Below are 25457 nucleotides of genomic sequence, written 5' to 3'. Positions count from 1 at the left end.
AAGTGATCGTGCGAAGGGCGAGCATTTTCCGCCAAGCACTTGAATCTTCTGCTCTCCCAGCGTTTCCCCAGTTTCCACAGGCAAGCCCACAAGATATTGTGGTTAAAAATCTGTCGCAAACCACCCCTTGACGGAATCAGGTCTTTCAAACTTAATAAGAACCGTTGCGGCGGCGACTGGGCCAGGCGGGATAACGAGGGGCTGGTCCTCAACTCGAAATCGGATTTGAAATCAGGGCGATGCACCCTTGCTGGTGGCGCCGTGAGGCTTTTTGCGCCGATGTCGATGCTGCCAAAAAAACACATGCGGGGACTGGCGGCAATAAGCTGTTAATACTATATTTAGTGTTTGCAGCCACCATCGCCACAAGATACAGGAAAGTCATCTCCGAATGACATCCCCTGTCAGATAGCGGAATGAGCAATGGCTGCGCGTTCAAGTCGCGAAGCCAGACGAGAACTTTTGCGCCCTGTTCACGAGGCAGGCGTGCTCCAACGAATGAGGTTATGGGACCATGCGCATCGAACGTCGCTTTACGAAGGCAGGCCAGTCACCCTATGCGGAGATCGAATTCCGCAAGGCGACGAGCGAGATCAAGAATCCCGATGGCTCGATCGTTTTTCGCCTCGAAAACATCGACGTGCCGGCGCAGTTCTCGCAGGTCGCCGCCGACATTCTGGCGCAGAAGTACTTCCGCAAGGCCGGTGTTCCGACCAAGCTGAAGAAGGTCGAGGAAAACGACGTTCCTTCCTTCCTGTGGCGCTCCGTTCCCGATGAAGCTGCCCTGAAGGATCTGCCGAAGGAAAGCCAGACCGGTTCCGAAATCGATGCGCGTCAGGTCTTCGACCGTCTGGCCGGCACCTGGACCTACTGGGGCTGGAAGGGCGGCTATTTCTCGTCCGAGGAAGACGCCTCCGCGTTCCAGGACGAGCTCGCCTATATGCTCGCCACCCAGCGCGTCGCACCGAATTCGCCGCAGTGGTTCAACACCGGCATGCACTGGGCCTACGGCATCGATGGCCCCGGCCAGGGCCATTATTATGTCGACCCCTTCACCGGCAAGCTCACCAAGTCCAAGTCGGCCTATGAGCATCCGCAGCCGCATGCCTGCTTCATCCAGTCGGTCGAGGACGATCTCGTCAACGAAGGCGGCATCATGGACCTCTGGGTTCGTGAAGCTCGTCTCTTCAAATATGGCTCCGGCACCGGCTCGAACTTCTCGCTGCTGCGCGGCGAAGGCGAAAAGCTGTCCGGCGGCGGCCGTTCTTCCGGCCTGATGAGCTTCCTGAAGATCGGTGACCGCGCTGCCGGCGCCATCAAGTCGGGCGGCACGACACGCCGCGCCGCCAAGATGGTCGTCGTCGACATCGACCATCCGGATATCGAGGAATACATCAACTGGAAGGTCAAGGAAGAGCAGAAGGTTGCTGCTCTCGTCACCGGTTCGAAGATCGTCGCCAAGCACCTGAAGGCGATCATGAAGGCGACCATCAATTGCGAAGGCGACAATGACGATTGCTTCGACCCGGCCAAGAACCCTGCCCTGAAGCGCGAAATCCGCGCCGCCAAGAAGGACCAGGTTCCGGAAAACTATGTCCAGCGCGTCATCCAGTTCGCCCGCCAGGGCTACAAGGATCTCGAGTTCAAGACCTACGACACCGACTGGGACTCCGAAGCCTATCTGACCGTTTCCGGCCAGAACTCGAACAACTCCGTCTCGATCAAGGACGAGTTCCTGCGCGCTGTCGAGAACGATGCCGACTGGCACCTGACCGCCCGCAAAGATGGCAAGGTCATCAAGACGCTGAAGGCACGCGATCTCTGGGAATCCATCTCCTACGCCGCCTGGGCATCGGCCGATCCGGGGCTGCACTTCAACACGACGATGAACGACTGGCACACCAGCCCGGCTGCCGGCCCGATCCGCGCATCCAATCCGTGCTCGGAATACATGTTCCTCGACGACACCGCCTGCAACCTTGCTTCGCTGAACCTGATGACGTTCAAGGATGCAGCGACGAAGCGCATCAACATCGCCGACTACGAGCATGCTGTCCGCCTCTGGACCGTCGTTCTCGAAGTATCCGTGATGATGGCGCAGTTCCCGTCGCGCCGCATTGCCGAACTCTCCTACGAATACCGCACGCTCGGCCTCGGCTACGCCAATATCGGCGGCCTGCTGATGTCCTCCGGCATTCCCTATGACTCGGACGAAGCCCGCGCCATCGCCGGCTCGCTGACCGCGATCATGACCGGCATCTCCTATGCCACCTCGGCCGAAATGGCTTCCGAACTCGGGACGTTCCCGATGTTCAAGCCGAACCGCGAGAACATGCTGCGCGTCATCCGCAACCACCGCCGCGCCGCCTATGGCGAGACCTCGGGCTATGAAGGCCTGGCGGTCAACCCGGTAGCGCTGATCCATTCCGAAAATCCGGACCAGGATCTCGTTGCCCATGCCAAGGCTGCCTGGGACAAGGCGCTGGCACTCGGCGAAAAGCACGGCTACCGCAATGCCCAGGCAACCGTCATCGCGCCGACCGGCACGATCGGCCTCGTCATGGATTGCGACACCACTGGCATCGAGCCTGACTTCGCCCTCGTGAAGTTCAAGAAGCTCGCCGGCGGCGGCTACTTCAAGATCATCAACCGCGCCGTTCCGGAAGCATTGCGGGCGCTCGGCTATAGCGAAAGCCAGCTTGCCGAGATCGAAGCCTACGCCGTCGGCCATGGCAACCTGAACCAGGCGCCGGCCATCAACCCCTCGACGCTGAAGGCCAAGGGCTTCACCGACGAGAAGGTGGAGGCCGTCAACGCCGCGCTGAAGAGCGCCTTCGACATCAAGTTCGTCTTCAACCAGTGGACCCTCGGCGCCGACTTCCTCAAGGGCACGCTGAAGGTTTCCGACGAGCAGATGGCAGACATCAGCTTCAACCTGCTCGACCATCTCGGCTTCTCCAAGAAGGACATCGAGGCCGCGAACATCCACGTCTGCGGTGCGATGACGCTGGAAGGCGCGCCGTTCCTCAAGAACGAACACCTCGCCGTCTTCGATTGCGCCAATCCCTGCGGCAAGATCGGCAAGCGTTACCTCTCGGTCGAAAGCCACATCCGCATGATGGCGGCTGCCCAGCCCTTCATCTCGGGTGCTATCTCCAAGACGATCAACATGGCCAACGAAGCAACCGTCGAGGATTGCAAGAACGCCTACATGCTCTCCTGGAAGCTCGGCCTGAAGGCGAACGCGCTCTATCGCGACGGCTCCAAGCTCAGCCAGCCGCTGAACTCCTCGCTGATCGAAGACGAGGATGACGAGGATGCACTGGAGGAATTCCTGCAGGCTCCGGCTGCCGCCCAGGCCGTCACCATCACCGAGAAGATCGTCGAGCGCATCATCGAGAAGGTCGTCCGCAGCCAGGAAAAACTCCCGGGTCGCCGCAAGGGTTACACCCAGAAGGCCAAGATCGGCGGACACACCATCTTCCTGCGCACCGGCGAATATGACGACGGCCGCCTCGGCGAAATCTTCCTTGACATGAACAAGGAAGGCTCGGCTCTGCGCGCCTTCATCAACAACTTCGCCATCTCCGTCTCGCTCGGCCTGCAATATGGCGTGCCGCTCGAGGAATATGTCGACGCCTTCACCTTCACCAAGTTCGAGCCGGCCGGCATCGTCACCGGCAACGACGCGATCAAGAATGCCACGTCGATCCTCGACTACGTATTCCGTGAACTGGCCATCTCCTATCTCGGCCGCCATGATCTCGCCCATGTCGACACCTCGGACTTCAACGCCACGGCGCTCGGCCGCGGTATTTCGGAAGGCAAGGCCGATGTGTTCTCCAAGGGCCTGACCCGCGGCTACAAGCCGACGCTGGTGCCGACTTCGGGCGAGCGCCCGGCAGCCGAGGTCAAGGGTTCGGCCTCCGCCGCCCCTGCCCGCGCCGCATCGGTCTCGACGATCTCCGCTTTCTCCGGCAATGCCGTGCGCAAGCTGGAACCGACGAGCGCCATCTCCACCTCGGAAGTCGTCGCCTTCAAGCGCGACTATGAGGAACGCGCCAAGGAACTGGCCGAAGAGATCGCCGAGGAAGTGGCAGAAGAAACCGGCCTCTTCACCGACAAGGCGGCAGACGACGCGGCAGCGGCCAAGGCCGACGCCAAGAAGCTGGAATCCGAACGCCGCGCCCGCTCCATCATGCAGGGCTACACCGGCAATATGTGCACCGAATGCCAGAACTTCACGATGGTCCGGAATGGAACTTGCGAGAAGTGCGACACATGCGGCAGCACGAGTGGGTGCAGCTGATCAAAGGTGGGCGGGCTTGCTTGGGTTTGTCACAAAGTGATTGTGCCCAGGTTTCCGCGCATTCTGTTCTGTTAGAAATGTCAGAGAGCGGCCGAAAGGCCGCTTTCATTCGTTAGAGCGAACCTTTTGCCGCAATCATTGCGAGGCTGTTTATAAATGGCTCTGTTTTCGACCATCGATAGAGAAAGTGAGATTCCCGTGTCCTACACCGCTTCCAACCTCCTCCTCGATCTCGACGGAACATTGGTCGATTCCCAACCAGGTATCCTTTCAAGCTGCCGCGCGGCATTGCGGGCTCTTGGCCATGAAACGGACCCCGAGATGGATATCCGCTCGATCATTGGGCCGCCGATCGAAGACGTGATGCGGTATCTTCTCAGCTCATTCGGCGATGATCGTGTCGCGGAAGCGGTCGACGCCTACCGAGCCGACTATGGAACTCGCGGTCTGCTGCTGAGCGAGCTTTACCCCGGCATCAGGGAAACACTCGTCGAGCTGCATTCTCAAGGCATCCGCCTCCTTCTCGCAACTTCCAAACGGCAAACATTCGCACAGCGCATTCTCGACAATCACGGACTATCGGACCTTTTCCAAGGCATATATGGCTCGGTACCCGGAACCGGTCTGGACCATAAGCCCGAACTGCTGGCGCATATTCTGCAGGATACTGGACTGGCCGCCCAAGATTGCCTGATGGTCGGCGATAGAAAATTTGATATCGTCGGAGCCCACGCAAACCAGATGCGTGCCGTCGGTGTTCTTTGGGGCTACGGCAACCGCGAAGAACTCGAACTTGCTGGTGCGGATCTTATTCTCGTTGCACCAGAGGAATTGAACTCATTGTCGAGGTAAGACGCGCGCTACCGCTCTTCATTGTTTTGAACGTCCTGGTGCATGTTTCGGCTTATTTCATTTCGCGTGCGCCCGAACGGCATAAGTACCGGGCAGGAAACCACCGACACTCGCAACGTCATCTATCTGGACTTCCGATGAACGAACATATGAAACCCGTTGAGCTCAAGAAAGCCTTTCGTCTAATCAACCACGGCCCGACCGTGCTCCTGTCCGCACGACATGGCGGCATCGACAACGTCATGGCTGTGGCCTGGTGTTGCGGCCTTGATATCGATCCACCGAAGCTAACCCTGGTTGTCGACAAGGTTGCGCAGACGCGCTCCCTCATCGAGGCGAGCCGGGTTTTCGTCGTGCAAGTTCCGACGGTCGCCCAACTTGCCCTGACACGGGAAGTCGGAACCCGGACATTGTACGACGAACCGGACAAGCTTCAAAAATCAGGTGTCTCGATCTTCGAAGTGCCCGGACAGGATCTGCCGTTCGTTGAAGGCTGTTCGGCCTGGCTCGCCTGCAGACTGGTCAGCGAGCCGCATACTCAGGACACCTACGACCTCTTCATTGCCGAGGTCACCGCTGCTTGGGCGGACGACCGCGTGTTCCGGGACGGACACTGGCATTTCGAAACAGCCGGTCCGGAATGGCGCAGCCTTCATCATGTAGCGGGTGGACACTTCTATGCCATTGGGGAGGCGCTTTCGACTGCGGCCGAAACCACCTGAAATCGCGTGCCCTTATATGCGATACCCAATAAGCAGAATTCTTGCCGGCTAAGATTGTCCGTCGCAACACAAGATCGAATGTGAGCCTGAGCGAAGGATAGAGGCCATATCTGTCGCATCTGACGTTTACATGGCCGCTGCCATCACTTACGGGAAGGCCCATATTGTGGGTTTAAAGGCGAACGATCATGCTGATCAAGCAAAGCGACTACCATCGGATTTACCGGGTCATCAACAGCCTGCTGATCAACGAAAACGCCAATCCCGCCACGGCTTCAATGTATTTCAGCACCTTCGGAGCCTTCATTCTCGAACATCATTTCAAGATCAAGGCAAAGCCGAAAGGCGGTCTCGCCGCCTACAATCTTGACGGAAAACACATCCTTTTCGCCGACCAGCGCGACGATGGCTATGTCTCCGGCGCTGGCGAAAATTTCCACTGCTGGGTCGAAGCGGACGGTTGGGCCATCGACTTCATGGCCCCGGCGTTCTCGGAAAGTGCGCCGGGCCTGCTCATCCATTCGAAGATGTTTCAGCGCCCGCTTTCATCCATGGCTGCGTCTATCAACGACCTCGGCCAGTCCGGCGATTTTTTCTATCATTCCGAGCCTGAGGCGACGGCCGAGCGTTTCGCGGATTGGCGCAAGCATCCGATGATCGGAGACCTCGCCACCGTTGCCACGAACTGGTTTCGGAAGTCGCCTAAGAAAATGCAGGCGTCGATCACAGTTCGGAATCAAGATGGGAAAACCAACCTTGTGCCGCTGGTCGGCAATTCCCTGGTTGGCGCGTGGTAATTTTCGGAAACTCGTTCAAGCCGAAGTCACCGTCGTGGCATGGCTTCGCGTTTGCCCGCAAAGGGTTTGCTAGATATCGTAGGGCGCCCAGGCGAACATATTTAAGCAGCCATTGACCACCAGTTGATGGCGATATGAGGCTTTCAGAGATGGTCATCGAACACCGACGCCGGTCTGCCTGGCAACCCCTTTTGCTGCCCTTGCGGCTCGTCATAACCGTGCTCGTGCTCATCAGCGAAGTCGCCCGACCATTATACCGCCCGTTCGTGAACTGGTTCGCCTCGCTCTCTATCGTGGTGCACTTCGGCGAGTTTGTTGGTTCGTTGCCACGAGGCGTCATTCTCGTTCTGTTCGTCGTCCCGCTTGCGATTGCTGAGCCACTGAAGATCTACGCTCTATTCGTCATTGCCAGGGGTCATGTGATCACCGGACTCTTCATAATCGCATTGGCATACCTGATGAGCTTCCTATTGGTCGAACGTCTTTTCCACGCAGGCCGCGAGAAGCTGCTAACTTACGGCTGGCTCAAATGGATTATGGATCGTGTGGAGACCGTTCGAAACTCGGTCGCTGACATGAAAAGAAGCGTCATCGCAATGGTACGCAGCTGGCTTCGACAAGGCGCTTGAACGAAGGCTGACTGTTGTCCAGCTTGGTGCTGATCAGTCTCGGCTTGAGAAAGGCAATGAAAAACATTGCTTTTCATGATGCTCGATGGGGCACTGCGAGATGGAAATGGGGTGAATTCAACACCCACCCCAATCAATGCTGCGGATGCATGCATTCCCCGTGATCGGCCAGAACCTCGATCACCCGGCATTGATCGACACGGCCGTGGCCGCAGCCTTTTACCATCATTTCCAGTTCAACTTTCAGCGCCATCAGGCTGCGGATGCGCTGTTCGACCTCGATCAGGCGAGCCTTGGCGATGGCGTCGGCCGAGGCGCAGGATTGGTGCGGGTCGTCCTGTAGCGCCAGAAGCGTGCGGATGGAGTCGACCTCGAAGCCGAGTTCACGGGCGTGGCGGATGAAGGCGAGCCTGTGCAGATGCGACTGCTGGTAGGAGCGCTGGTTGCCCTCGCTCCGCTCCGGTTCAGCCAGAAGACCGATGCTTTCGTAATAGCGGATCGTCGGCACCTTGACGCCGCTTTGCCGGGCCGCTTCGCCGATCGTGATCTTTTTCATAATTTTCCTCTTGCACCTCTAGTCACTAGAGGATGTAGGAAGGATGCCACGGTTTGACAAGGAAGCGGATCATGGCAGCGGCGACACAGACACGATACAGAGTTGGCGGGATGGATTGCGCATCATGCGCGGCCAAGATCGACACGGCCGTCAGGCGCATGCCCGGCGTCGAGGATGTCTCGGTTTCGGTGACCGCCGGCACGATGACCGTGCGCCACGACGAGACCAGCAACCTTGTCGCCATCGAAAAGAAGGTGGTCGGCCTCGGCTATTCCGTCGCGCCGCTTGCCGGCAAGGCAGCGCCCTCGGCCGCTGAGCATCAGCATGACGATCATGATCACCAGTGCAAAGGCGATCATGACCATTCCCATGATCACAGCGGCCACGATCATTCAGCGCATGACCATGCCGATCATCATGCCGATCACAAGCACGCCGAGAAGGAAATCACGGGGCTGCATGGCCACGACCATGCGCCGACGAACGGCCCATGGTGGGCGAGCAAAAAGGGCCGGCTGACGATCCTGTCAGGCGGCGCGCTGGTTGCCGCCTATGCGATCGGCCATCTCGTTCCCTCGATCGCATCCTATGCCTTCATCGTCGCGATGCTGGTCGGCCTCGTGCCGATCGCGCGCCGCGCTGTGATGGCGGCATTGGCGGGCACGCCCTTTTCCATCGAGATGCTGATGACCATCGCGGCCATCGGCGCCGTCATCATCAATGCCGGCGAAGAAGCGGCAACGGTCGTCTTCCTCTTCCTTGTGGGCGAGTTGCTGGAAGGCGTTGCCGCCGGCAAGGCGCGCGCCAGCATCCAGTCGCTGGCGACGCTGGTTCCTAAAACCGCGCTGGTCGAGGAGAGTGGCCAGACCCGCGAGGTACAAGCCGACAGCCTCAAGGTCGGCGCTGTCATCCTCATTCGCCCCGGCGACCGTATCGCCGCCGATGGTGTGATCGTCGAAGGCGAAAGCGCTATCGATGAAGCGCCTGTCACCGGCGAAAGCACGCCGGTGCGCAAGGGTATCGACGCCAAGGTCTTCGCGGGCACGATCAATACCGACGCCGTGCTGCGCGTCAAAGTCACCGCGGCCGCGGCCGACAACACGATTGCGCGTGTCGTCAAGCTGGTCGAGGAAGCCCAGGAGTCCAAGGCACCGACCGAGCGCTTCATCGACCGTTTCTCGCGCTATTATACGCCAGGCGTCGTCGCCGTCGCGGCGCTGGTTGCGGTGACGCCGCCGCTGGTGGCCGGCGCAAGCTGGATGGAATGGGTCTACAAGGGCCTCGCCATCCTGCTGATCGGCTGCCCCTGCGCCCTCGTCATCTCGACGCCGGCAGCCATCGCTGCGGCCCTTTCGGCGGGTGCCCGCAACGGCCTGCTCTTGAAGGGCGGCGCCGTGCTGGAGACCATGGGCAAGGTGACGATGGTCGCCTTCGACAAGACGGGCACGTTGACGGAGGGCAAGCCGAAGGTGACTGACGTCGCCGGTTTCGCCTTTACCGAAGCGCAGGTGCTGTCGAGGGCCGCCGCACTTGAAAACGGCTCGAGCCATCCGCTTGCGCTTGCGATCCTGGAGCGGGCAAAGGCTGACAGGCTCCCGGTTCCGCCTGCTGCCGAAGCGAAAGCCCTGCCCGGCAAGGGCGTCAGCGGCCGGGTCGGCGGCGAATCCTTGTCGCTTCTCTCGCCGCAGGCTGCACGGGAGATCGAAGCCTTTTCGTCCGAGCAGGAAGCACAGATCGTGGCCCTGAACGACGACGGCAAGAGCGTCTCCGTACTGGTCGTGGAAAGCAGGATCGCCGGCTTGATCGCCATGCGCGACGAGCCGCGCGCTGACGCTCGCGCCGGGATCGAGGCGCTGAGAGCGGCTGGGATCAGCGCCGTCATGCTGACCGGCGACAATGCACGGACGGCTGCGGCCATCGCCAAGGGTCTCGGCATCGAGCCCCGCGCCCAGCTCCTGCCCGAGGACAAACAGCGCATCGTGCGCGAGTTGCAGGCGCAAAAGCAGATCGTAGCAAAGGTCGGAGACGGCATCAACGATGCGCCGGCGCTGGCGGCGGCCGATGTCGGCATCGCCATGGGCGGCGGCACCGACGTGGCGCTGGAAACGGCGGATGCCGCAGCGCTTCATGGCCGCGTGACCGATGTCGCCAACATGGTGGTGCTGTCGCGCACGACGATGAGCAATATCCATCAGAACATCACCATGGCCCTCGGCCTGAAAGCGGTGTTCCTGGTGACCACGGTCGTCGGCATCACCGGCCTCTGGCCGGCAATCCTCGCCGATACCGGCGCCACAGTGCTCGTCACCGCCAATGCGATGCGGCTTCTCGGATGGAAGGGTGCGAGATCGTGAGGGTCGGCTCCTCGTGGCTGTAACGGCAAAAGCGGGTCGGCATCGCTGCCTCACCCGCCTTTAGCCATTCATGACCCGGCCAACAGGCCCTGAAGCTCTGTCAGCTTGTCGTTGACCAGCCAGCCGTAATAATTCTCCTCCGGCAGCTTGCGACCACCGGGCTTATCGGCGTCCTGCCGGAGCGCGAGCGCCCGGCGACGCGGCTGGCCGACATTGTATAGCGTCGCGGTCAGGCCGGGATTGTCGGAGATATCGAAGCCCTGATCCCGGTAGGCCTCTATGGCATCCTTGATGATAGCTGCAATGTAGAGAACGCTGCGCGCCGGATCCATGATGTCGCGATAGATCGCCTGCGGATCGTCCGGCGATAGTGTCGCCAATCCGCTGGTGGCGTGGACCCGATCCGTGACCTCCAGCGCCGTTAGCGGGCTGATCTGTCCGAGACCGAAGGTCTGCCCGGCATAGAAGGGTTGAAAGAACGCCCGCTGGAACGTCATGTTCTCATACGAGACGCCGTCGACGGTCTTGCCGCGAAAATTCTGGTCCCACGCCTCGTCGCGGCATTCCCAAAGCTCGGTGCTGCCGGTGAAGCCATTGCAACGCGCAAATTCCGGCCTCTTCACGAAGGACTGCACAGACACGCCCTTATAGCTGAAGGTGAAGTCCGCCTTCGAATAGGCGAGCGCCTTGACATAGTAGGACTGAACCCTGTCGACGATCGTGATGTTGTAGGTGTGCTCGCCGACAAGGGCGCCGATAATGTGGATCGGATCGATCTGATAGGTCTCAGCCGCCTTCTTGATCTGCTGCATCAGGCTCTTGTCCTGGCGGAGCACCGTGAGGATTTTTTCGTATTTCTCCTCATAGGTCGTGGAGAAGGCCTTGGCGCGCAGCGCCGATGCGCTGGGGATCGCGGGCTGCTCGGAATTGCGGTTGCCCGGAGGCACGCGCACCATGTCCCGGGCGGCGCAAGTGGCGGTGATGGCGAGAAAAACAACGAGGCAGGTTGCCGAAATCTTCGATAGGCTTGTTGGCATTCGATAATCGCTTTCGTAGAAGGCCCCGACTGCAGGACTACCTTCATATTCGAACAGGCTCCTGAAACAAGGCTGAGCGGTTCTTCCGGAAAGACGGATCACAACAAGTTTTGTGGGCGCCGTGTCTGATCGCGCAAACATCCGGGTTCTTGCGGCATCCGGATCAATCTAATCGCACCCCTCCACTGGCGCGGCCGGTCATTGACGCATATCTTCACCGGCATCCTCATCAATTATAAGAGCCGGTTTTGTTTCTCGAAATTTCAATCGTCGTCCTGCTGACCATTCTCAACGGTGTCCTGGCAATGTCGGAGCTCGCCGTGGTTTCCGCTCGGCCGGCGCGTCTCAAGGTTCTTGCGGATCAGGGTAGCAGAGGCGCCCGACTGGCAATCAGGCTGATCGAGCACCCCGGCCGCTTTCTGTCGACGGTCCAGATCGGCATCACGCTGGTCGGCGTCCTGTCCGGCGCGTTCTCGGGCGCGACTCTCGGCGCCCGCTTCACGAACTGGCTGGTCGCCCAGGGCATGTCCCAGGGATTGGCCGACGCGCTTGGCGTCGGAACGGTCGTCGTGGCGATCACCTATCTCTCGCTGATCGTCGGCGAACTTGTGCCGAAGCAGATTGCGCTTCGGGCGCCCGAGACGGTCGCAAGCAAGGTCGCTCCGGCGATGACCGTTCTGTCGAAGCTCGCTCTGCCGCTGGTCTGGCTTCTCGACGCCTCCGGCCGCCTGGTGCTCAGCCTTCTCGGGCAATCCGGAAAGGGTAGCGACGGTGTCACCGACGAAGAGATCAAGACCATTCTTGCCGAGGCGCAGAGCGCCGGCGTGATCGAGAGTGAAGAGTCCGCAATGATTTCGGGCGTCATGCGGCTGGCGGACCGGACCGCCCGGGCGCTGATGACCCCCAGGCGCGAGGTCGAGCTGATCGACGTCGACGACAGTGCGGAAGAGATACGCGCGCAGCTTCATCGCACCAACCGTTCGCAGCTTCCAGTACGCAGGGGAAGTTCCGACGAGGTTCTGGGCGTTCTGTTCGTCAAGGATTATTACGACGCGATGTCCACCGACGGCCGCGCCGATATCAAGGCGCTGACGCGCGAGGTTCCGGTCGTGTCGGACCTTGCCACAGCCAACACCGTCATCCAGATGATCCGTACGTCCCCTACCGACATGGTTCTCGTCTTCGACGAATATGGACATTTCGAAGGTGTCGTCACCTCCGGCGATATCATGGAAGCCATCATGGGCGTGTTCCAGACCGAGCACGGCGAAGAACCGGCGATCGTCCGCCGCGACGACGGCTCCTATCTCGTCTCCGGATGGATGCCGATCGATGAATTCTCTGAGTTCATGAACATCCCGCTGGACGAGGATGCCGAGTACCAGACCGTCGCGGGCCTGGTCCTTGAGGAGCTGAAACACCTTCCGGAACTCGGGGAAAGCTTCAGCAGGAACGGCTGGCGCTTCGAAGTCATCGACCTCGACGGCAGGCGGATCGACAAACTTCTGCTGTCACCCGAAAAGACCGAGGCTGCATAACAGCGGCCCGGCCGACTGTGCTCTTCTCGTATCGATGGCGATTTTCGACGGATCGGATGGCTGAAAACCTGGGACAGACCGAGAGACACGTGGCATAAGGGCGCCAAAATCTCTCTCTTCAGGCCCCGCGTAGACAATATGATCCGTATCGAAAATATCAGCAAGCAGAACAGCCACCGTATCCTCTTTATCGAGGCGTCCGCGGCGCTTAACAGGGGCGAGAGCGTCGGATTGGTCGGCCCCAACGGGGCCGGCAAGACGACGCTGTTCCGGATGATCACCGGACAGGAGCTGCCCGACGAAGGGCAAGTCTCCGCCGACAAGGGCGTCACCATCGGCTACTTCAACCAGGATGTCGGAGAGATGGAGGGCCGCAGCGCCGTCTCCGAGGTGATGGAGGGCGCAGGTCCGGTCAGCATCGTTGCCGCCGAACTGCGCGATCTTGAGGCCGCCATGGTCGATCCCGATCAGGCCGACAACATGGACAAGATTATAGAGCGCTACGGCGAAGTGCAGGCGCGCTACGAGGAATTGGACGGCTATGCTCTGGAAGGCCGCGCCCGCGAGGTCCTGGCGGGCCTGAGCTTCACAGAGGAAATGATGGATGGCGATGTCGGCGCGCTGTCGGGCGGCTGGAAGATGCGCGTGGCGCTCGCCCGCATTCTCCTCATGCGCCCCGATGTCATGCTGCTCGACGAGCCGAGCAACCATCTGGATCTCGAAAGCCTCATCTGGCTCGAAGAATTCCTGAAGGGTTATGAAGGCGCATTGCTGATGACCTCGCACGACCGCGAGTTCATGAACCGCATCGTCACCAAGATCATCGAGATCGATGGCGGTTCGCTGAACAGCTATTCGGGCGACTACGAGTTCTACGAACAGCAGCGGGCGCAGAACGAGAAGCAGCAGCAGGCGCAATTCGAGCGTCAGCAGGCGATGCTCGCCAAGGAAATCAAGTTCATCGAGCGCTTCAAGGCGCGTGCCTCGCACGCTTCGCAGGTACAGAGCCGCGTCAAGAAGCTCGAAAAGATCGATCGGGTGGAGCCACCGAAGCGCCGCCAGACGGTCGCCTTCGAATTCCAGCCGGCGCCGCGCTCCGGCGAAGACGTGGTCAACCTGAAGAACGTCCACAAGAAATACGGCAGCCGGGTCATCTATGAAGGGCTGGACTTCATGGTGCGGCGCAAGGAGCGCTGGTGCATCATGGGCATCAACGGTGCCGGCAAGTCCACCCTGCTGAAGCTGGTTGCGGGCTCGACGACACCAGACGAAGGCAGCGTCGCGCTCGGCGCCAGCGTCAAGATGGGTTATTTCGCCCAGCACGCCATGGATCTGCTCGACGGCGAACGCACCGTATTCCAGCAGCTCGAACACGACTTCCCGCAAGCAGGCCAAGGGTCGCTGCGCGCGCTCGCCGGATGCTTCGGGTTCTCGGGCGACGATGTCGAGAAGAAGTGTCGCGTCTTGTCGGGCGGCGAGAAGGCGCGGCTGGTCATGGCGATCATGCTCTTCAACCCGCCGAATCTCCTCGTGCTTGACGAGCCGACGAACCATCTGGACCTCGACACCAAGGAAATGCTCATCAAGGCGCTGTCGCAATATGAGGGCACCATGCTGTTCGTCTCGCATGACCGGCATTTCCTCGCGGCGCTCTCCAACCGCGTGCTGGAGCTGACGCCCGAAGGTGTCCATCAATATGGCGGCGGCTATACAGAATATGTGGCACGCACCGGCCATGAGGCGCCCGGCCTGCATGGCTGAGGCATAAGAGCCGAGAGTGTCGCGGCGAAGGTTGCTTAGTGTGTGCTGACGCTGGCGGGGAGAGGCGTTGACCCGTCGACCACCGCGACAGGCGTCGTTCTGCCACGGACGCGGATTTCGATGCGGCGGCGGGTTTCGACGGCACCCGCCTGCCCCGCCGAGATCGTATCGCCGGGCAGGATCAGCTGAGCGGCCGACATCGGCAGGATCGTGGCGTTCTTCAGCTTGGGATTGGCTTTCAGAACATTGGCGACGGCGATGGCGCGGGCCAGACCCAGCCCGGCATTGTCGGCCGGCTCGACGGCCGATATCGGCAGCCTGCCATCCATGGCGCCGATCAACGTGTCGTCGAGATTGGAGATCCTCCGCGAGACAGGCTGTTCGTCCGTATGGCCGATCACCTCGACAATGTTGGCCTCATAGACGCTGAGATTGTCGGCGATCTCATTGGCGACCGTGGTGTCGAGCAGCTGCACGAAATTCTTGGTCAATTCGGTGCTGCCCGACTGGAAGTAATTCGTCCTGACATCGTCGAGATTGATAATCGGCGGCCACTCATGCGGGGCGCTTCCCCCAAGGCCGCCGGCCAGAAGTTTGTCGACCGCATCGGGCGCTTCGGCAAGATCGACATTATGCTGTTTCAGCACCTCGGCAATCTTGGCAAGCTCGCGCAGATCCTGCGATGTCGTCCCCTCCTTGTTGAGACTATCAAGGGTCTCGCGCGCCAGCACCAGCTCGCGCCATTCCTTCTCCAGCTTTGCCTGGTCCGCCGGCGAAAGGTCGCCGGATTTGAGCTGCCTTTGGAGTTGCACGATAAGCCAACTTTGCTCGGACCGTTTCTGCTCCAGAAGAACAAGCTGTTGCTCCGCCTCCTTCAGCTTACGCTCGGCTTCATAGCGATGGCTCCTCTCCTGCGAAATCATCGCCGCCGCAACCAGCAGCAGGCAAAAGACCAGGAGCAGCATGGATTCAGCCATGGTCAAGCCGAGGATCAGGCCGCGATTATAGCCCTTGTGTTCCAGCTTCGGCCTAGTGTCCGTGGCGCGTGTCACCATAGATGCCACCGGCGTTTGCGCCCCGCCCTCTCGACGAGCGCATCCTCATGCACCAGCGGAACCTCGGCACCGGATGATCTCTGCGGATGTGGATCAACCAATTTAAGTTCAGGCGATAGTGGTCGTCCCGGCAGATCCGCGATCCGGTTCAGCGTCTGTTCGATGTTCCGCAGCGGCTGCAGCTGTGCCTCGGCCAAGTCCTTGATGGCGGCAATCGCCGGAGCAAGCTCGGCCCGGACCACGTCTTCCGGCGCGCGGATATCCTCGAGCTTCTTCCCGACGGTTTCGACGGCGGTGCCGAATTTGCCGATGATCTCGGAAAGCTGCGATGTGGTTTCCGTCAGTTGCGCCGCAGCTTCGTTGATCGGCTTGACCGCTTGTTTCGCCAGGACCTCGAGGATCTTCTGGATTTCCTCGCCGTTGCGCTCGGCCTGATGCGCAATCTCCTCGAACCCCTCCGACAACATTTGCTGGCTGACGCGCCGATAGTGGGAAAACTCACGCGAGGAAGCATCAAGCTCCGTACGCACACGCCGCGTCATCTCGGCCAGCTCATGGCGGGTACTGCGCTCGATATCGATCGGATCGCGCCGCATCTGGTTGAAGAGAATGCGCAGCGTCACGCCGGCGATGGTCGAGGTGACGGCGATGCCGAAATTGCGGACGATCGTCTCGATCGAGGTCTCGCCAGCGAAGAGATAGAGCGAGACGCCAAGGCTCGACAGGGTGAATAGGAAGCCCATGTAATAAAGATTGTCGCCCGTCTGCTCGTTGTGGAGGCGGAACCCCGCGAAGGCCAGCGACGCCACGAAATAGATCGCCATCAGCAGCAGCGGCACGCCGGTGACGACAGGCAGCGGCCAGTCCAAAAGCTTCGAGGTCCAGATGAAGATCATGCCGCCGATGGTGGTGGAGGCGAAGAGGACCATCGGCCCGTAGTCGCGCATGGCAAATCTTGCCTCACCATCGGCCATCAGCGTATCCCCTCCAATCGGACGAAGCCGTCGAAATAGCCATTATTGTTCTTGATCCACTGCGCCCAGAAATTCGCAAGATCCTCCATGCCGAACTTCGTATTCGGCCTTTGAAAGGCGAGGATCCTGATCATGACACCATCCAGTGACGTCCGATACTTGTCGTGTGCCGGGCTCGTCAGGAATTTCTGGTAGGAGGCGCCGTCGCGATAGTTCGAGAAGGCGTCGGTGTGCTCCAGCATGTCGGAGGCGATGTAGAGATGCTTCGGCGTGCCGGGGACCGCGCTCGCGAAGACCTCCAGATTGATCTTCTGGATCGCGGCCATGATCGGCGATAGCTTGCCCGCCTCACCGACGCTCAGCTTGCCGGCGATATCGGCAAGCGGCTTCTGGAACCCCTTTTCCCAGCGCGCTTGCGCCAGCCGCGGATTGCTGGTCCATTCATCGACGTTGGCGCCGCTTCCGGGATTGCAGCCGTGGAAGGTCTGGATGAGCTCGCCCTCCTTCGCCGTCAGCGCGTAGATGTCGATCGCGCCGCCGACAGGCACATCGGCGATGATCTTCTGGAACTGGTTGCGCAGATCGAGCGCCGTCGTGTCCGAGATCGGATCGGTGACGTCGAGCAGGATTGCCGTTTCCGACTTCGGTCCGTCCACCGGGCAAAGCGATGCCTGATCGACCGCGACATTGGCATTCGCCTTGTAGCGCAGCCAGCCATAGGCACCGACGATGCCGAGCGACAGGACGGCAAGGCAAACCGTCGCGATGATCAGACCCGCCGAGCTGCCGCCCCGGCTACGCCGCTTGCGTCGCGCCAATGGTGCTCTCCGGGAAAAGATTGTCGAGCTTGTGATACTTCTCGATGGCGCTCTCGAATTCGTCGCCGATCCGCTTGATCTGTTCGCTCAATTCGGCCTGCGCACTCTGGATGCGTTCGCCAAGCAGCTTGTCATCCCATTCCTCATTGCTGTGCAGCACCGGCACCAACCGCTCGAGCTGGTAGCGGGAAGCGAAATAGGCCGGTTCCGGCTCCGTGCGCGCACCTCTATTGGCCTCGCGATAGACGGTCAGAAGCGTGTTGGCGGTACGCTCGAGATGATTTTGATGTTCGGCGAAGAGACCGGCCGTTCGGGCGCGGTGGGCGACGATCGCGGCGGTCTCCTGACGGCGCATGCTGAGATCGCGAATGATCGCCTCGATCTTGCTGTTGTGCTCGTCGCGGATCTCCCTGAGATCATCGATCAAATCGAGCTTGCGGTCGATATAGCTGCTTCTCGCCGCATCGAGGCGCTTCTGCACGCCGGCAAAGCCCGGATAGGGATCGGTGAGATAGCAGCCGTCGATAAAGGCGAAGAGCGAAAACATCAGGCCGACGGCAAACAGCATCCAGGAATTCAGCTCCTGCAGGCCAAGCGGCGCCGTCTTCAGCCGCTGCATCACCTCTACGCCGGCGCCGGAGAGAATGGTTGCCGACACTTCGCGATAATGCGCCAAAGCGATGTTGATTGCCAGTGCCACCACGACATAGGCCACCAGACCGAGCAAGCCGAGCAGCTTCAGAAAAAACGACCTGTGCACGAGGAAACGAACGCAGAAGAAGGAAAACATCAATGCCGCGCCGATGTTCAGGAAGGCGAAGGCCGCGGCCTCCGTCACGCCGCCGACGACACCCTGCTCGCTTCCCTTAGCCAGGAAACTGCCGTTCATCACCATTTCGACGAGGATGAGGAAGACGATCAGCGCTATCTTGAAACCCCAGGCAGCCTTGCCGGAGATCTTCGCTGCACGCTGCAGTCTGTGCCGGGATTTGAAATCCACCATTTCATCCTCGGCGGTCTTCAGTTTGCGGCGCAGACCATGCAGCTCATCGACCCCACTCGCAACCTCCGCCTTGAAATCCGAAATGCTCGACGCATTCGCCTGCCGGATCAGGCCGAACTGCCCTTCGAAATCGAGATTGCGCAGACGGCTGTCGAAGGTCTGGAACTGGTCCTCGAGGACCTGATACGAGCTCTTCTTCTCCGCCTCGACCCAGGCGATTACATTCTGTTCGGTCTCGTCGAGGGATTGCGCGCCCGACCCCGGCCGGTTGAGCCCGCCGGCAGCCGCACCCTTCTCCTTCAGGCTGAGCGTGGTGCTCAGCTTCTCGATATCGACGACGGGAAACACATCGGTCGAGGCCCGAAAATCATGGCTGGTCTCCCGAACGGTCTCCCAGAGGCGGTTTAAGGCTTCGAAACGCAATGATCTTCCCCAGGCGAAACCATCAACTTTAGAAGGACGAGTGATAGACCGATACCGCACCGGTTGTCCCTGGTCCAGAGCAGTATCCGCGAGGTTAAAATGGGATTGTGGTAAAGAATAGCCCGAAAAGACAATGCCACACCAGAAGCTCCTGTGGCTGGCGGCAAAGTCCCCGATTTTTGTCACCTGTCTCAATAAACAGCTCGCCAAATCATCAAGATCGCCTAATTTGCTCCAATCACGACAGAGCCGGAGATCAAGGCCATGACACCCCCTTCCCTCAAGAATATCTGTATCTACGGCGCCGGCGCACTTGGCGGAGCATTTGCGGCGAAACTGGCTTTAGGGCTTGGGGAACAGGCACGCATTTCCGTCGTTGCGCGTGGCGCGCATCTGGATGGCATTCGTACGCAGGGCATCCGTCTCTGGGAGGCCGGGGCGGATAGCCCGCTCGTCGCACAAGTGACGGCGACCGACGATGCTGCGGAGTTGCCGCCGCAGGACCTGGTGATCACGGGACTTAAGGGCCACCAGCTCGCCGCCGCGGTGCCCGGCATCGCCAAACTGCTGCACCCCGGCACGCGTGTCGTGATGATCCTGAATGGCATACCCTGGTGGTATTTTCACCGGGACCGACAAAGCGGCCATGCCGAGCGCCAGATGGAGGAGCTCGATCCGAACGGCGATCTCTGGCGGTTGATCGGACCTGAACGCATCATCGGCTGTGTCGCCTATCAGGGCGCCGAGGTCATCAATCCCGGCGAAATCGAGCTTAGCAACAACGGCTATTTCGTTCTCGGCGAGCCCTCCGGCGAGACGTCGGGCGACATCGAAGCGATTGCAGCCCTGCTGACGCAGGCAGGTATCAACGTTTCGATCTCGCCGCGCATCCGCGACGAGATCTGGAGCAAACTGATGGGCAACGCCGCCTTCAATCCGATCAGCGCGCTGACCAAGGCGCGGATGTCGGAAATCATGGCCGACCCCGCTCTAGCGGCCATGGTGGGCCAGGTGATGAACGAGGTGAAGTCCGTGGCGGAAGCCCTTGGATCACGCCTGGCAATCTCCATCGAGGAGCGCCTGGAACGCTCTCGCCGCATCGGCCCGGTGCGCACCTCCATGCTGCAGGATCTGCTCGCCGGCAAGGCGCTGGAAATCACGCCCCTCGTCGGTGCGGTCGTTTCGCTTGGCAAGCTAACAGGCGTGGCGACGCCAACCTCGGCGACGATCCTGGCGCTGGTGACGCAATTGGACCGGCAGAACTTGCTGGCGGCGGAGTAACCATCACCCGCCCTCGCGCTTCGAGGGTCACCCTTCGACAAGTTCAGGGCTTCCACCTGAGCGTGAGGCTGATCCTTGTTATCCGCGCAAGCTAATTCCAGTCGTCATGGTGAGGCGTTGTGACGCCGTAGCGTAGCGATGGCGGCAAGGCCTCGAACCACGAGGGCTGGCCAGCGAGATCAACCTCACTTCCCACCACCCGCATCTTTATATCCCACTTATTTCTTCGCCTCTCGCCGCGAATGGATTTCCTATGCCGCCCGGCGTTACCATCCGGGTCGAATGCAGAGGTAGACACCATGCTTGACACACATTCACCCAACCTGACCGAGTCCATCCGCTTCCTTGTCCACGACAGCGACAAGAGACACCATCGCATTGCCGCCTCCGTCCCTGCCGGTAAGGTCCAGCCGAAACGCCGGCTCCGTAACCGGCAGGTCCGCGAGAAGCGCACCTTCTATGCGATGTTTGCCTTCGGGCTGCTGCTAGGCGCCCTCGAGTTCTTCATCGTGCTGCATTACCTCTAAGCGGCCACGGGATCATGACGAAAACAGCCTTGCAAAGGCGCATTGGCGGCGCGATCACCGCGCTCCTAACGCCGTTTCGCGACGGCGCGCTCGACAGTGTCGGGCTGATGGCGCATGTGGAGTGGCAATTGCTGAGCGGCATCGACGGGCTGCTCGCCTGTTCGCTGACCGGCGAAGGCCCGGTGCTGGACGAAGCCGAGCGGGCGCGGATCATAGAGGTCTGCGTCGAACTGGCGGAGGGACGAGTTCCCGTCATCGTCGCCACGGGCACCAACGATACGGCAACGACCATCAAGGAGACGTTGCAAGCTGAAAAGCTTGGCGCCGACGCCGCCTTCGTCACTCTTCCTTACTATTCCAAGCCGACCCAGAAGGGCATTATCCATCACTTCGAGCGGCTGGCGGAAAGCACCGACCTGCCGCTGATCATCCATAACCTTCCCTCCCATACCGCCGTCGATCTGACGCCGACGACGGTCGCGCGGCTGGCGGAAATCCCCTCCGTCATCGGCATTGCCGACGGCAGCGGCGATGTCACACGTATCGGCGCCTGGCGGCCGTTGCTGCCGGACGGGACCGGGCTTTATTCGACAAAGGATGCGACGGCGCTCGCCTTCACCCTTGCCGGTGGACGCGGGACGTTTTCCAGCGCCGCCAATATCGTGCCGCGGCTTTTCCATTCGATGCAGATGTCGGCCGGATGTGACCATCTGGCGGCGGCGCGGTCGATCGATGACCGGCTGCGGCTGTTGTTCAAAGCACTGGCACGCGAAAGCGAACCGGCGACGGTGAAACATGCCCTGGCCTTGATGAAGGGCATGAACCCCGATGTGCGCCTACCGCTAACCGGCGTCGAGGCGGAGACGGATGCAGCAATCCAGACGGCTATTGCTTCGCTTCGACTGGATTGCGATCACCGCGCTCCCGCGCCGCTGGCATTCCGGCTGGGTTTATAAAAGCGCTCTATCCCTATGAGATTTTTATATTTTAGTCTTTCCTGCCAAATGGAAATCATACCGCATTGCTCATAGATTTGGTTATGTGGCGCTCGCGTCGATCAGGATCGACAGCAGCGCCGGTGACACTTGGAAAGGAACTATGATGTCACGCTACATGGAATACGGCGGTGCCGCCGATCCGCTTCAACGCCCTCGGACTGCTGCCAGGGCCATGCGCCCGGCCCGTCCGCATGCACTGCAAGACGGCCTTCTCGCCATCGCGCCGCGGCTTGCCCTCGTCGTTCTCGCCGCCGGCGTCGTCCAGGTGCTGATGCACTGGGCTGTCAACTGAGCCTATCCAAGCGAATTTACGAGAGAAAACCATGGCAAACGCACAGCATATCCAGCGCCGCACGGCTCATATGGCCGCTTCCCCGGCACCAGCCCGCTTTACCGTCGGCCGCGACCGGTGCGGCGCCTGGATCGTCCAGGACCGGCAGGGCCTCGTCGGCGGCCTGTTCGCCAATGAAGCGGCAGCGCTGCATTTCGCGGCGGAAGAATGCAACCATAATCCGGCCGATATCTGCCGCGCGCCGGAAGGCTCGTTTCTCGATCTCAACGGCCTCGTCATACCCTTCTCTAACCTGCATTAAGACGGGATAGTTCGAGATACTCTTCGAGCGCCTCGCGCACCCGGCCCAACGCTTCTTTAACCCACGCTTGGGTAAAATAGCGGCCGGGTGCCATCAGAGTGAAAGCGCAATGTCGAAGCCTGCCTTCCGTTATAGCCATTACGATCTCAAGGAGCAGCGTGCCGGAATCGTGATCGAGATCACGCTGTCGGCCATCGCCAATGTCCGGCTGATGAACGGTTCGAATTTCGAGCGCTTTACGGAAACCCTGAAGCACCAGTTCCTCGGCGGCGTTGCCAAAAAATCACCGATCCGCCTGACCATTCCCGAAACCGGCCATTGGCATCTGGTTGTCGACATGGAAGGTCATAACGGCCTAGCGGAATCTAGCGTCAAGATGATCGACAAGACGCCCGCGCCGCGCATGCAAAAGACTGCATCATAGACGGTCACCAACAGGCGACAGTCTGCTCTACCGTTCGCCGCGCTCCTTGCGCAGCTTCGCCCACCAGTCCAGCCGCTTGCGAATCTCGCGCTCGAAGCCGCGCTCCGGCGGATCGTAGAAGGTCTGGCGACCCATCTTTTCCGGAAAATAGTTCTGGCCTGAAAAGGCATCGGGCTCGTCATGATCGTAGCGATAGCCGTCGCCATAGCCCTCGGTACGCATCAGCTTCGTCGGCGCATTGAGGATCTGTTTGGGTGGCAGCAGCGAACCATTTTCCTTGGCCGCCTGCGTCGCAGCCTTGAAGGCCGTGTAGAGGGCATTCGATTTCGGGGCGGTGGCGAGATAGACGCAGGCTTGCGCCAGCGCCAACTCTCCCTCCGGTGAGCCCAGATAATCATAGGAGTCCTTGGCGGCGTTGCAGATCACCAGCGCCTGCGGATCGGCAAGCCCGATATCCTCCACCGCCATCCGCACCAGCCGTCGTCCGAGATAAAGCGGATCTTCACCGGCATCGAACATGCGGGCGAGATAGTAAAGCGCCGCATCGGGATCGGAGCCGCGCACGGACTTATGCAGCGCCGATATCAGATTGTAATGGCCATCCTGCGCCTTGTCGTAGACCGGCGCACGGCGCTGCACGATCTTCACCAGCGCGTCCGGATCGAAAAGCTCATCCTTGCGGGCGCCGCGCCAGACTTCTTCCGCCAGCGTCAGCACGGAGCGGCCGTCGCCATCCGCCATGCGGATCAGGCTGGCGCGGGCATCCTCGGTCAGCGGCAGCGGCTTGCCTTCCGTCTTTTCGGCGCGGCTCAGCAACTCCGCCAGACTTTCCTCGTCGTGCGAGCGAAACGTCAGGACGCGGGCGCGGGACAGAAGAGCGGCGTTGAGTTCGAAGGACGGGTTCTCGGTCGTGGCGCCGACCAGAATAACGGTTCCGTCCTCCATGACGGGCAGGAAGCTATCCTGCTGGGCGCGGTTGAAGCGATGGATCTCGTCGACGAACAACAGCGTCTGGCGGCCATCCATGCGGCGCAGGCGCGCGGTCTCAAACACCTTCTTGAGATCCGCGACGCCGGAGAAGATTGCCGAGATCTGCTCGAAAGCCAGACCCGCCTCGCCCGACAGCAGCCGCGCCACCGTCGTCTTGCCGGTGCCGGGCGGCCCCCAGAAGATCATCGAGCCGAGCGAGCCGGACTCGATCATCCGCCGCAACGCGCCATCCTCACCGGTCAGGTGTGACTGACCGGTGACATCAGCCAGAGTTTGCGGCCGCAGACGATCGGCAAGAGGCCGCTTGCTGGCGACCCCCTCCGGTATCTTCGGTGCAAACAGGTCATCACTCATCGGAAGAATTGCCGTATGCGCTGGCCGTCGCGTTCGATCTCGACGCGCCAGAAGCTTGGATTGCCGCTAACGGCCTGCTGTAACACGTCGGTCGTGGTGATGGCGACGCCGTTGACGGAAATAATGATATCCTTCGGCGCGAAACCAACGCGATCGGCCGGCGAATTTGCCTTCAGGCTCTCGACCACGACACCGGCCGTATCCGGCGCCAGGTGCAGCTCATCGGCGACACGCGGCGAGAGATTGGCAACCGTCACGCCCGCGAAGGGATTGTTGCCCTCAATGAGCTTTTCCTCGCGTGGCGTGGTTTCCGGTGCGGCGGCCAGCGTCATGCTGGCCTGATGTTCCTTGCCGCCATCCAGAACCGTCAAGGTCACGGTGGCGCCGAGGCCGGCCGTCGTCAGACGGTAGCCCAATGCGTCCGGATGCTCGACCGGGATATTGTTGAGGGCAGTGACGACTTCGCCCGGCTTCAGACCGGCCTTCGCCGCCGGCCCACCGTCAATCACCTTGGTCACCAGCGCACCACGCACCTTGTCGAGGCCGAGTGCTTCGGCAACGTCCGAGGTCACCGGTTCAAAGGAGGCGCCGATATAGGGCCGGTCGAAAGTCTTGTCGCCACGATCAGCGGCAGCGAGGAAAACCTTGACCAGATTGGCGGGAATGGCAAAGCCGATACCGTTGGAGCCGCCGCCCTGCGAGAAGATCGCCGTGTTGAGACCGATCAGCTCGCCGTTCATGTTCGCAAGCGCACCGCCGGAATTGCCGGGATTGATCGAGGCGTCGGTCTGGATGAAGAAGCCGACCTCGTTCTTCACCTGGTTGCGGGCGAGCGCCGAGACGATACCGCTCGTCACCGTCTGGCCGACACCGAAGGGGTTGCCGATCGCCAGGACGAGATCGCCGACTTCAACGCCATCGGAATTGCCGAGCGGCAGGATCGGGAAGGTCTCGTTCTTCGACTGGATCTTCAGCACGGCGAGATCGACGCGGTCATCTTTCAGGATGACCTTGCAAGGAAATTCGCGGCCGTCCGACAGCGCGATCTTGATATCATCGGCGCCATCGACAACGTGATTATTGGTGATAACGGTGCCGTTTGCTTCGACGATGACGCCGGAGCCCAGCGACGATTGCTTCTCGGTGCGATTGGGCATGCGTTGGCCAAAGAACTGCTCGAAGAAGGGATCGCCGGCAAACGGCGACTGCCGCTGTACCACCCGCTCGGCATAGACGTTGACCACGGCGCCGGCCGTCTGCTTCACCAGCGGCGCGAACGACAGCTGCATTTGCATCTGGTTCTGCGGCACCGACTTCGCAGTCTGCGCCGCGGCGGAAAGCGGCATCGCCATGATGAGGGCAATCATCGAAACGGCAGTGCGCTTCAGCAGGACCTGCATGGAATTTTCCTTTTTTAATGCTCTTGAAACAACGTTGTAGCGCCCGATGCTAGAAAGAAAAG

22 protein-coding genes are annotated in these 25457 nt (G+C 60.6%); 14 read left to right on the top strand and 8 right to left on the bottom strand.

All coding sequences use genetic code 11. The annotated features are described in order from the left end of the window. Positions 1-514: 514 nt before the first annotated feature. From AB6803_RS30680 to AB6803_RS30660, 5 genes are all read left to right on the top strand, one after another. Positions 515-4309: a vitamin B12-dependent ribonucleotide reductase gene (locus AB6803_RS30680; protein WP_371112387.1), complete on the top strand. Its 3795-nt coding sequence runs from the start codon at positions 515-517 to the stop codon at positions 4307-4309. Between the two features lie 156 nt (positions 4310-4465). Next, positions 4466-5161: an HAD hydrolase-like protein gene (locus AB6803_RS30675; protein WP_371112386.1), complete on the top strand. Its 696-nt coding sequence runs from the start codon at positions 4466-4468 to the stop codon at positions 5159-5161. A gap of 149 nt (positions 5162-5310) precedes the next feature. Next, positions 5311-5883 (top strand): flavin reductase family protein, encoded by a 573-nt coding sequence (locus AB6803_RS30670; protein ID WP_371112385.1) that lies wholly within the window; start codon positions 5311-5313, stop codon positions 5881-5883. A gap of 188 nt (positions 5884-6071) precedes the next feature. Then, complete coding sequence (locus tag AB6803_RS30665; RefSeq protein ID WP_371112384.1) at positions 6072-6680, top strand: DUF2026 domain-containing protein; 609 nt, start codon at positions 6072-6074, stop codon at positions 6678-6680. Between the two features lie 149 nt (positions 6681-6829). Beyond that, a complete protein-coding gene (locus tag AB6803_RS30660) occupies positions 6830-7309 on the top strand; it encodes a hypothetical protein (protein WP_371112383.1) in 480 nt (159 codons plus the stop codon). Positions 7310-7442: 133 nt separating this feature from the next. Here the strand turns inward: AB6803_RS30660 and AB6803_RS30655 are convergent, their stop codons facing one another. Further along, positions 7443-7865 carry a helix-turn-helix domain-containing protein gene (locus AB6803_RS30655; protein ID WP_371112382.1) on the bottom strand — a complete coding sequence of 141 codons (423 nt, stop codon included), beginning with the start codon at positions 7863-7865 and terminating at the stop codon, positions 7443-7445. Positions 7866-7936: 71 nt separating this feature from the next. Between AB6803_RS30655 and AB6803_RS30650 the strand changes: the two genes are divergently transcribed. Further along, positions 7937-10219: a heavy metal translocating P-type ATPase gene (locus AB6803_RS30650; protein WP_371112381.1), complete on the top strand. Its 2283-nt coding sequence runs from the start codon at positions 7937-7939 to the stop codon at positions 10217-10219. A 68-nt stretch (positions 10220-10287) separates the two neighbouring features. Here the strand turns inward: AB6803_RS30650 and AB6803_RS30645 are convergent, their stop codons facing one another. Next, positions 10288-11256 carry a DUF1402 family protein gene (locus tag AB6803_RS30645; protein ID WP_371112380.1) on the bottom strand — a complete coding sequence of 323 codons (969 nt, stop codon included), beginning with the start codon at positions 11254-11256 and terminating at the stop codon, positions 10288-10290. Between the two features lie 248 nt (positions 11257-11504). Between AB6803_RS30645 and AB6803_RS30640 the strand changes: the two genes are divergently transcribed. Together AB6803_RS30640 and AB6803_RS30635 are read left to right on the top strand one after the other, a co-directional pair. Next, the gene (locus AB6803_RS30640; protein ID WP_371112379.1) at positions 11505-12794 is read left to right on the top strand and encodes a hemolysin family protein; all 1290 of its coding nucleotides are present in this window, start codon (positions 11505-11507) and stop codon (positions 12792-12794) included. Between the two features lie 138 nt (positions 12795-12932). Continuing rightward, positions 12933-14555, top strand: a complete 1623-nt coding sequence (locus AB6803_RS30635; protein WP_371112378.1) for an ABC-F family ATP-binding cassette domain-containing protein — start codon at positions 12933-12935, stop codon at positions 14553-14555. A 35-nt stretch (positions 14556-14590) separates the two neighbouring features. Here AB6803_RS30635 and AB6803_RS30630 read toward each other — a convergent pair whose 3' ends face one another. The 4 genes from AB6803_RS30630 to AB6803_RS30615 are packed head-to-tail and all read right to left on the bottom strand — an operon-like array spanning position 14591 to position 18828. After that, positions 14591-15610 carry a hypothetical protein gene (locus AB6803_RS30630; protein WP_371112377.1) on the bottom strand — a complete coding sequence of 340 codons (1020 nt, stop codon included), beginning with the start codon at positions 15608-15610 and terminating at the stop codon, positions 14591-14593. Continuing rightward, a complete protein-coding gene (locus AB6803_RS30625; RefSeq protein ID WP_371112376.1) occupies positions 15604-16584 on the bottom strand; it encodes a hypothetical protein in 981 nt (326 codons plus the stop codon). The genes AB6803_RS30630 and AB6803_RS30625 overlap by 7 nt, the downstream gene beginning before the upstream one ends. Next, on the bottom strand, positions 16584-17402 hold the full coding sequence (locus AB6803_RS30620) for a hypothetical protein (RefSeq protein WP_371112375.1): 819 nt from the start codon (positions 17400-17402) through the stop codon (positions 16584-16586). The genes AB6803_RS30625 and AB6803_RS30620 overlap by 1 nt, the downstream gene beginning before the upstream one ends. After that, complete coding sequence (locus AB6803_RS30615; protein ID WP_371112374.1) at positions 17380-18828, bottom strand: hypothetical protein; 1449 nt, start codon at positions 18826-18828, stop codon at positions 17380-17382. Before AB6803_RS30615 ends, AB6803_RS30620 begins: the two co-directional genes overlap by 23 nt. A 264-nt stretch (positions 18829-19092) precedes the next feature. On the opposite strand from AB6803_RS30615, the gene AB6803_RS30610 reads away from it, so the two are divergent. The 6 genes from AB6803_RS30610 (at position 19093) to AB6803_RS30585 (ending at position 22651) form a co-directional block, all read left to right on the top strand. Further along, complete coding sequence (locus AB6803_RS30610; RefSeq protein ID WP_371112373.1) at positions 19093-20109, top strand: ketopantoate reductase family protein; 1017 nt, start codon at positions 19093-19095, stop codon at positions 20107-20109. A 299-nt stretch (positions 20110-20408) separates the two neighbouring features. Continuing rightward, positions 20409-20636, top strand: a complete 228-nt coding sequence (locus AB6803_RS30605; protein WP_371112372.1) for a hypothetical protein — start codon at positions 20409-20411, stop codon at positions 20634-20636. 14 nt (positions 20637-20650) lie between these two features. Beyond that, positions 20651-21592: a 4-hydroxy-tetrahydrodipicolinate synthase gene (dapA, locus tag AB6803_RS30600; protein WP_371112371.1), complete on the top strand. Its 942-nt coding sequence runs from the start codon at positions 20651-20653 to the stop codon at positions 21590-21592. A 142-nt stretch (positions 21593-21734) separates the two neighbouring features. Next, positions 21735-21926 (top strand): hypothetical protein, encoded by a 192-nt coding sequence (locus AB6803_RS30595; protein ID WP_371112370.1) that lies wholly within the window; start codon positions 21735-21737, stop codon positions 21924-21926. A 31-nt stretch (positions 21927-21957) separates the two neighbouring features. Further along, a complete protein-coding gene (locus AB6803_RS30590; RefSeq protein WP_371112369.1) occupies positions 21958-22227 on the top strand; it encodes a hypothetical protein in 270 nt (89 codons plus the stop codon). Positions 22228-22336: 109 nt separating this feature from the next. Continuing rightward, complete coding sequence (locus AB6803_RS30585; protein ID WP_371112368.1) at positions 22337-22651, top strand: DUF1883 domain-containing protein; 315 nt, start codon at positions 22337-22339, stop codon at positions 22649-22651. Positions 22652-22678: 27 nt separating this feature from the next. On the opposite strand, the gene AB6803_RS30580 is transcribed toward AB6803_RS30585, so the two are convergent. Together AB6803_RS30580 and AB6803_RS30575 are read right to left on the bottom strand one after the other, a co-directional pair. Beyond that, a complete protein-coding gene (locus AB6803_RS30580; protein WP_371112367.1) occupies positions 22679-23995 on the bottom strand; it encodes a replication-associated recombination protein A in 1317 nt (438 codons plus the stop codon). Further along, a complete protein-coding gene (locus AB6803_RS30575; RefSeq protein ID WP_371112366.1) occupies positions 23992-25395 on the bottom strand; it encodes a DegQ family serine endoprotease in 1404 nt (467 codons plus the stop codon). Before AB6803_RS30575 ends, AB6803_RS30580 begins: the two co-directional genes overlap by 4 nt. Between the last annotated feature and the right edge of the window lie 62 nt (positions 25396-25457).

The organism is Rhizobium sp. RCC_161_2, assembly GCF_041355235.1.
Lineage (GTDB): Bacteria > Pseudomonadota > Alphaproteobacteria > Rhizobiales > Rhizobiaceae > Rhizobium.
Note: the sequence above shows the minus strand (reverse complement) of the source record. Positions and strands in the feature narration are given on the sequence as shown.

Excerpts from the sequence above, each read along its gene's own strand:
- AB6803_RS30680 (WP_371112387.1), top strand. The coding sequence starts at position 515 with ATGCGCATCGAACGTCGCTTTACGAAGGCAGGCCAGTCACCCTATGCG.
- AB6803_RS30675 (WP_371112386.1), top strand. The coding sequence starts at position 4,466 with ATGGCTCTGTTTTCGACCATCGATAGAGAAAGTGAGATTCCCGTGTCC.
- AB6803_RS30670 (WP_371112385.1), top strand. The coding sequence starts at position 5,311 with ATGAAACCCGTTGAGCTCAAGAAAGCCTTTCGTCTAATCAACCACGGC.
- AB6803_RS30665 (WP_371112384.1), top strand. The coding sequence starts at position 6,072 with ATGCTGATCAAGCAAAGCGACTACCATCGGATTTACCGGGTCATCAAC.
- AB6803_RS30660 (WP_371112383.1), top strand. The coding sequence starts at position 6,830 with ATGGTCATCGAACACCGACGCCGGTCTGCCTGGCAACCCCTTTTGCTG.
- AB6803_RS30655 (WP_371112382.1), bottom strand. The coding sequence starts at position 7,865 with ATGAAAAAGATCACGATCGGCGAAGCGGCCCGGCAAAGCGGCGTCAAG.
- AB6803_RS30650 (WP_371112381.1), top strand. The coding sequence starts at position 7,937 with ATGGCAGCGGCGACACAGACACGATACAGAGTTGGCGGGATGGATTGC.
- AB6803_RS30645 (WP_371112380.1), bottom strand. The coding sequence starts at position 11,256 with ATGCCAACAAGCCTATCGAAGATTTCGGCAACCTGCCTCGTTGTTTTT.
- AB6803_RS30635 (WP_371112378.1), top strand. The coding sequence starts at position 12,933 with ATGATCCGTATCGAAAATATCAGCAAGCAGAACAGCCACCGTATCCTC.
- AB6803_RS30630 (WP_371112377.1), bottom strand. The coding sequence starts at position 15,610 with ATGGTGACACGCGCCACGGACACTAGGCCGAAGCTGGAACACAAGGGC.
- AB6803_RS30625 (WP_371112376.1), bottom strand. The coding sequence starts at position 16,584 with ATGGCCGATGGTGAGGCAAGATTTGCCATGCGCGACTACGGGCCGATG.
- AB6803_RS30610 (WP_371112373.1), top strand. The coding sequence starts at position 19,093 with ATGACACCCCCTTCCCTCAAGAATATCTGTATCTACGGCGCCGGCGCA.
- AB6803_RS30605 (WP_371112372.1), top strand. The coding sequence starts at position 20,409 with ATGCTTGACACACATTCACCCAACCTGACCGAGTCCATCCGCTTCCTT.
- dapA (WP_371112371.1), top strand. The coding sequence starts at position 20,651 with ATGACGAAAACAGCCTTGCAAAGGCGCATTGGCGGCGCGATCACCGCG.
- AB6803_RS30595 (WP_371112370.1), top strand. The coding sequence starts at position 21,735 with ATGATGTCACGCTACATGGAATACGGCGGTGCCGCCGATCCGCTTCAA.
- AB6803_RS30590 (WP_371112369.1), top strand. The coding sequence starts at position 21,958 with ATGGCAAACGCACAGCATATCCAGCGCCGCACGGCTCATATGGCCGCT.
- AB6803_RS30585 (WP_371112368.1), top strand. The coding sequence starts at position 22,337 with ATGTCGAAGCCTGCCTTCCGTTATAGCCATTACGATCTCAAGGAGCAG.
- AB6803_RS30580 (WP_371112367.1), bottom strand. The coding sequence starts at position 23,995 with ATGAGTGATGACCTGTTTGCACCGAAGATACCGGAGGGGGTCGCCAGC.
- AB6803_RS30575 (WP_371112366.1), bottom strand. The coding sequence starts at position 25,395 with ATGCAGGTCCTGCTGAAGCGCACTGCCGTTTCGATGATTGCCCTCATC.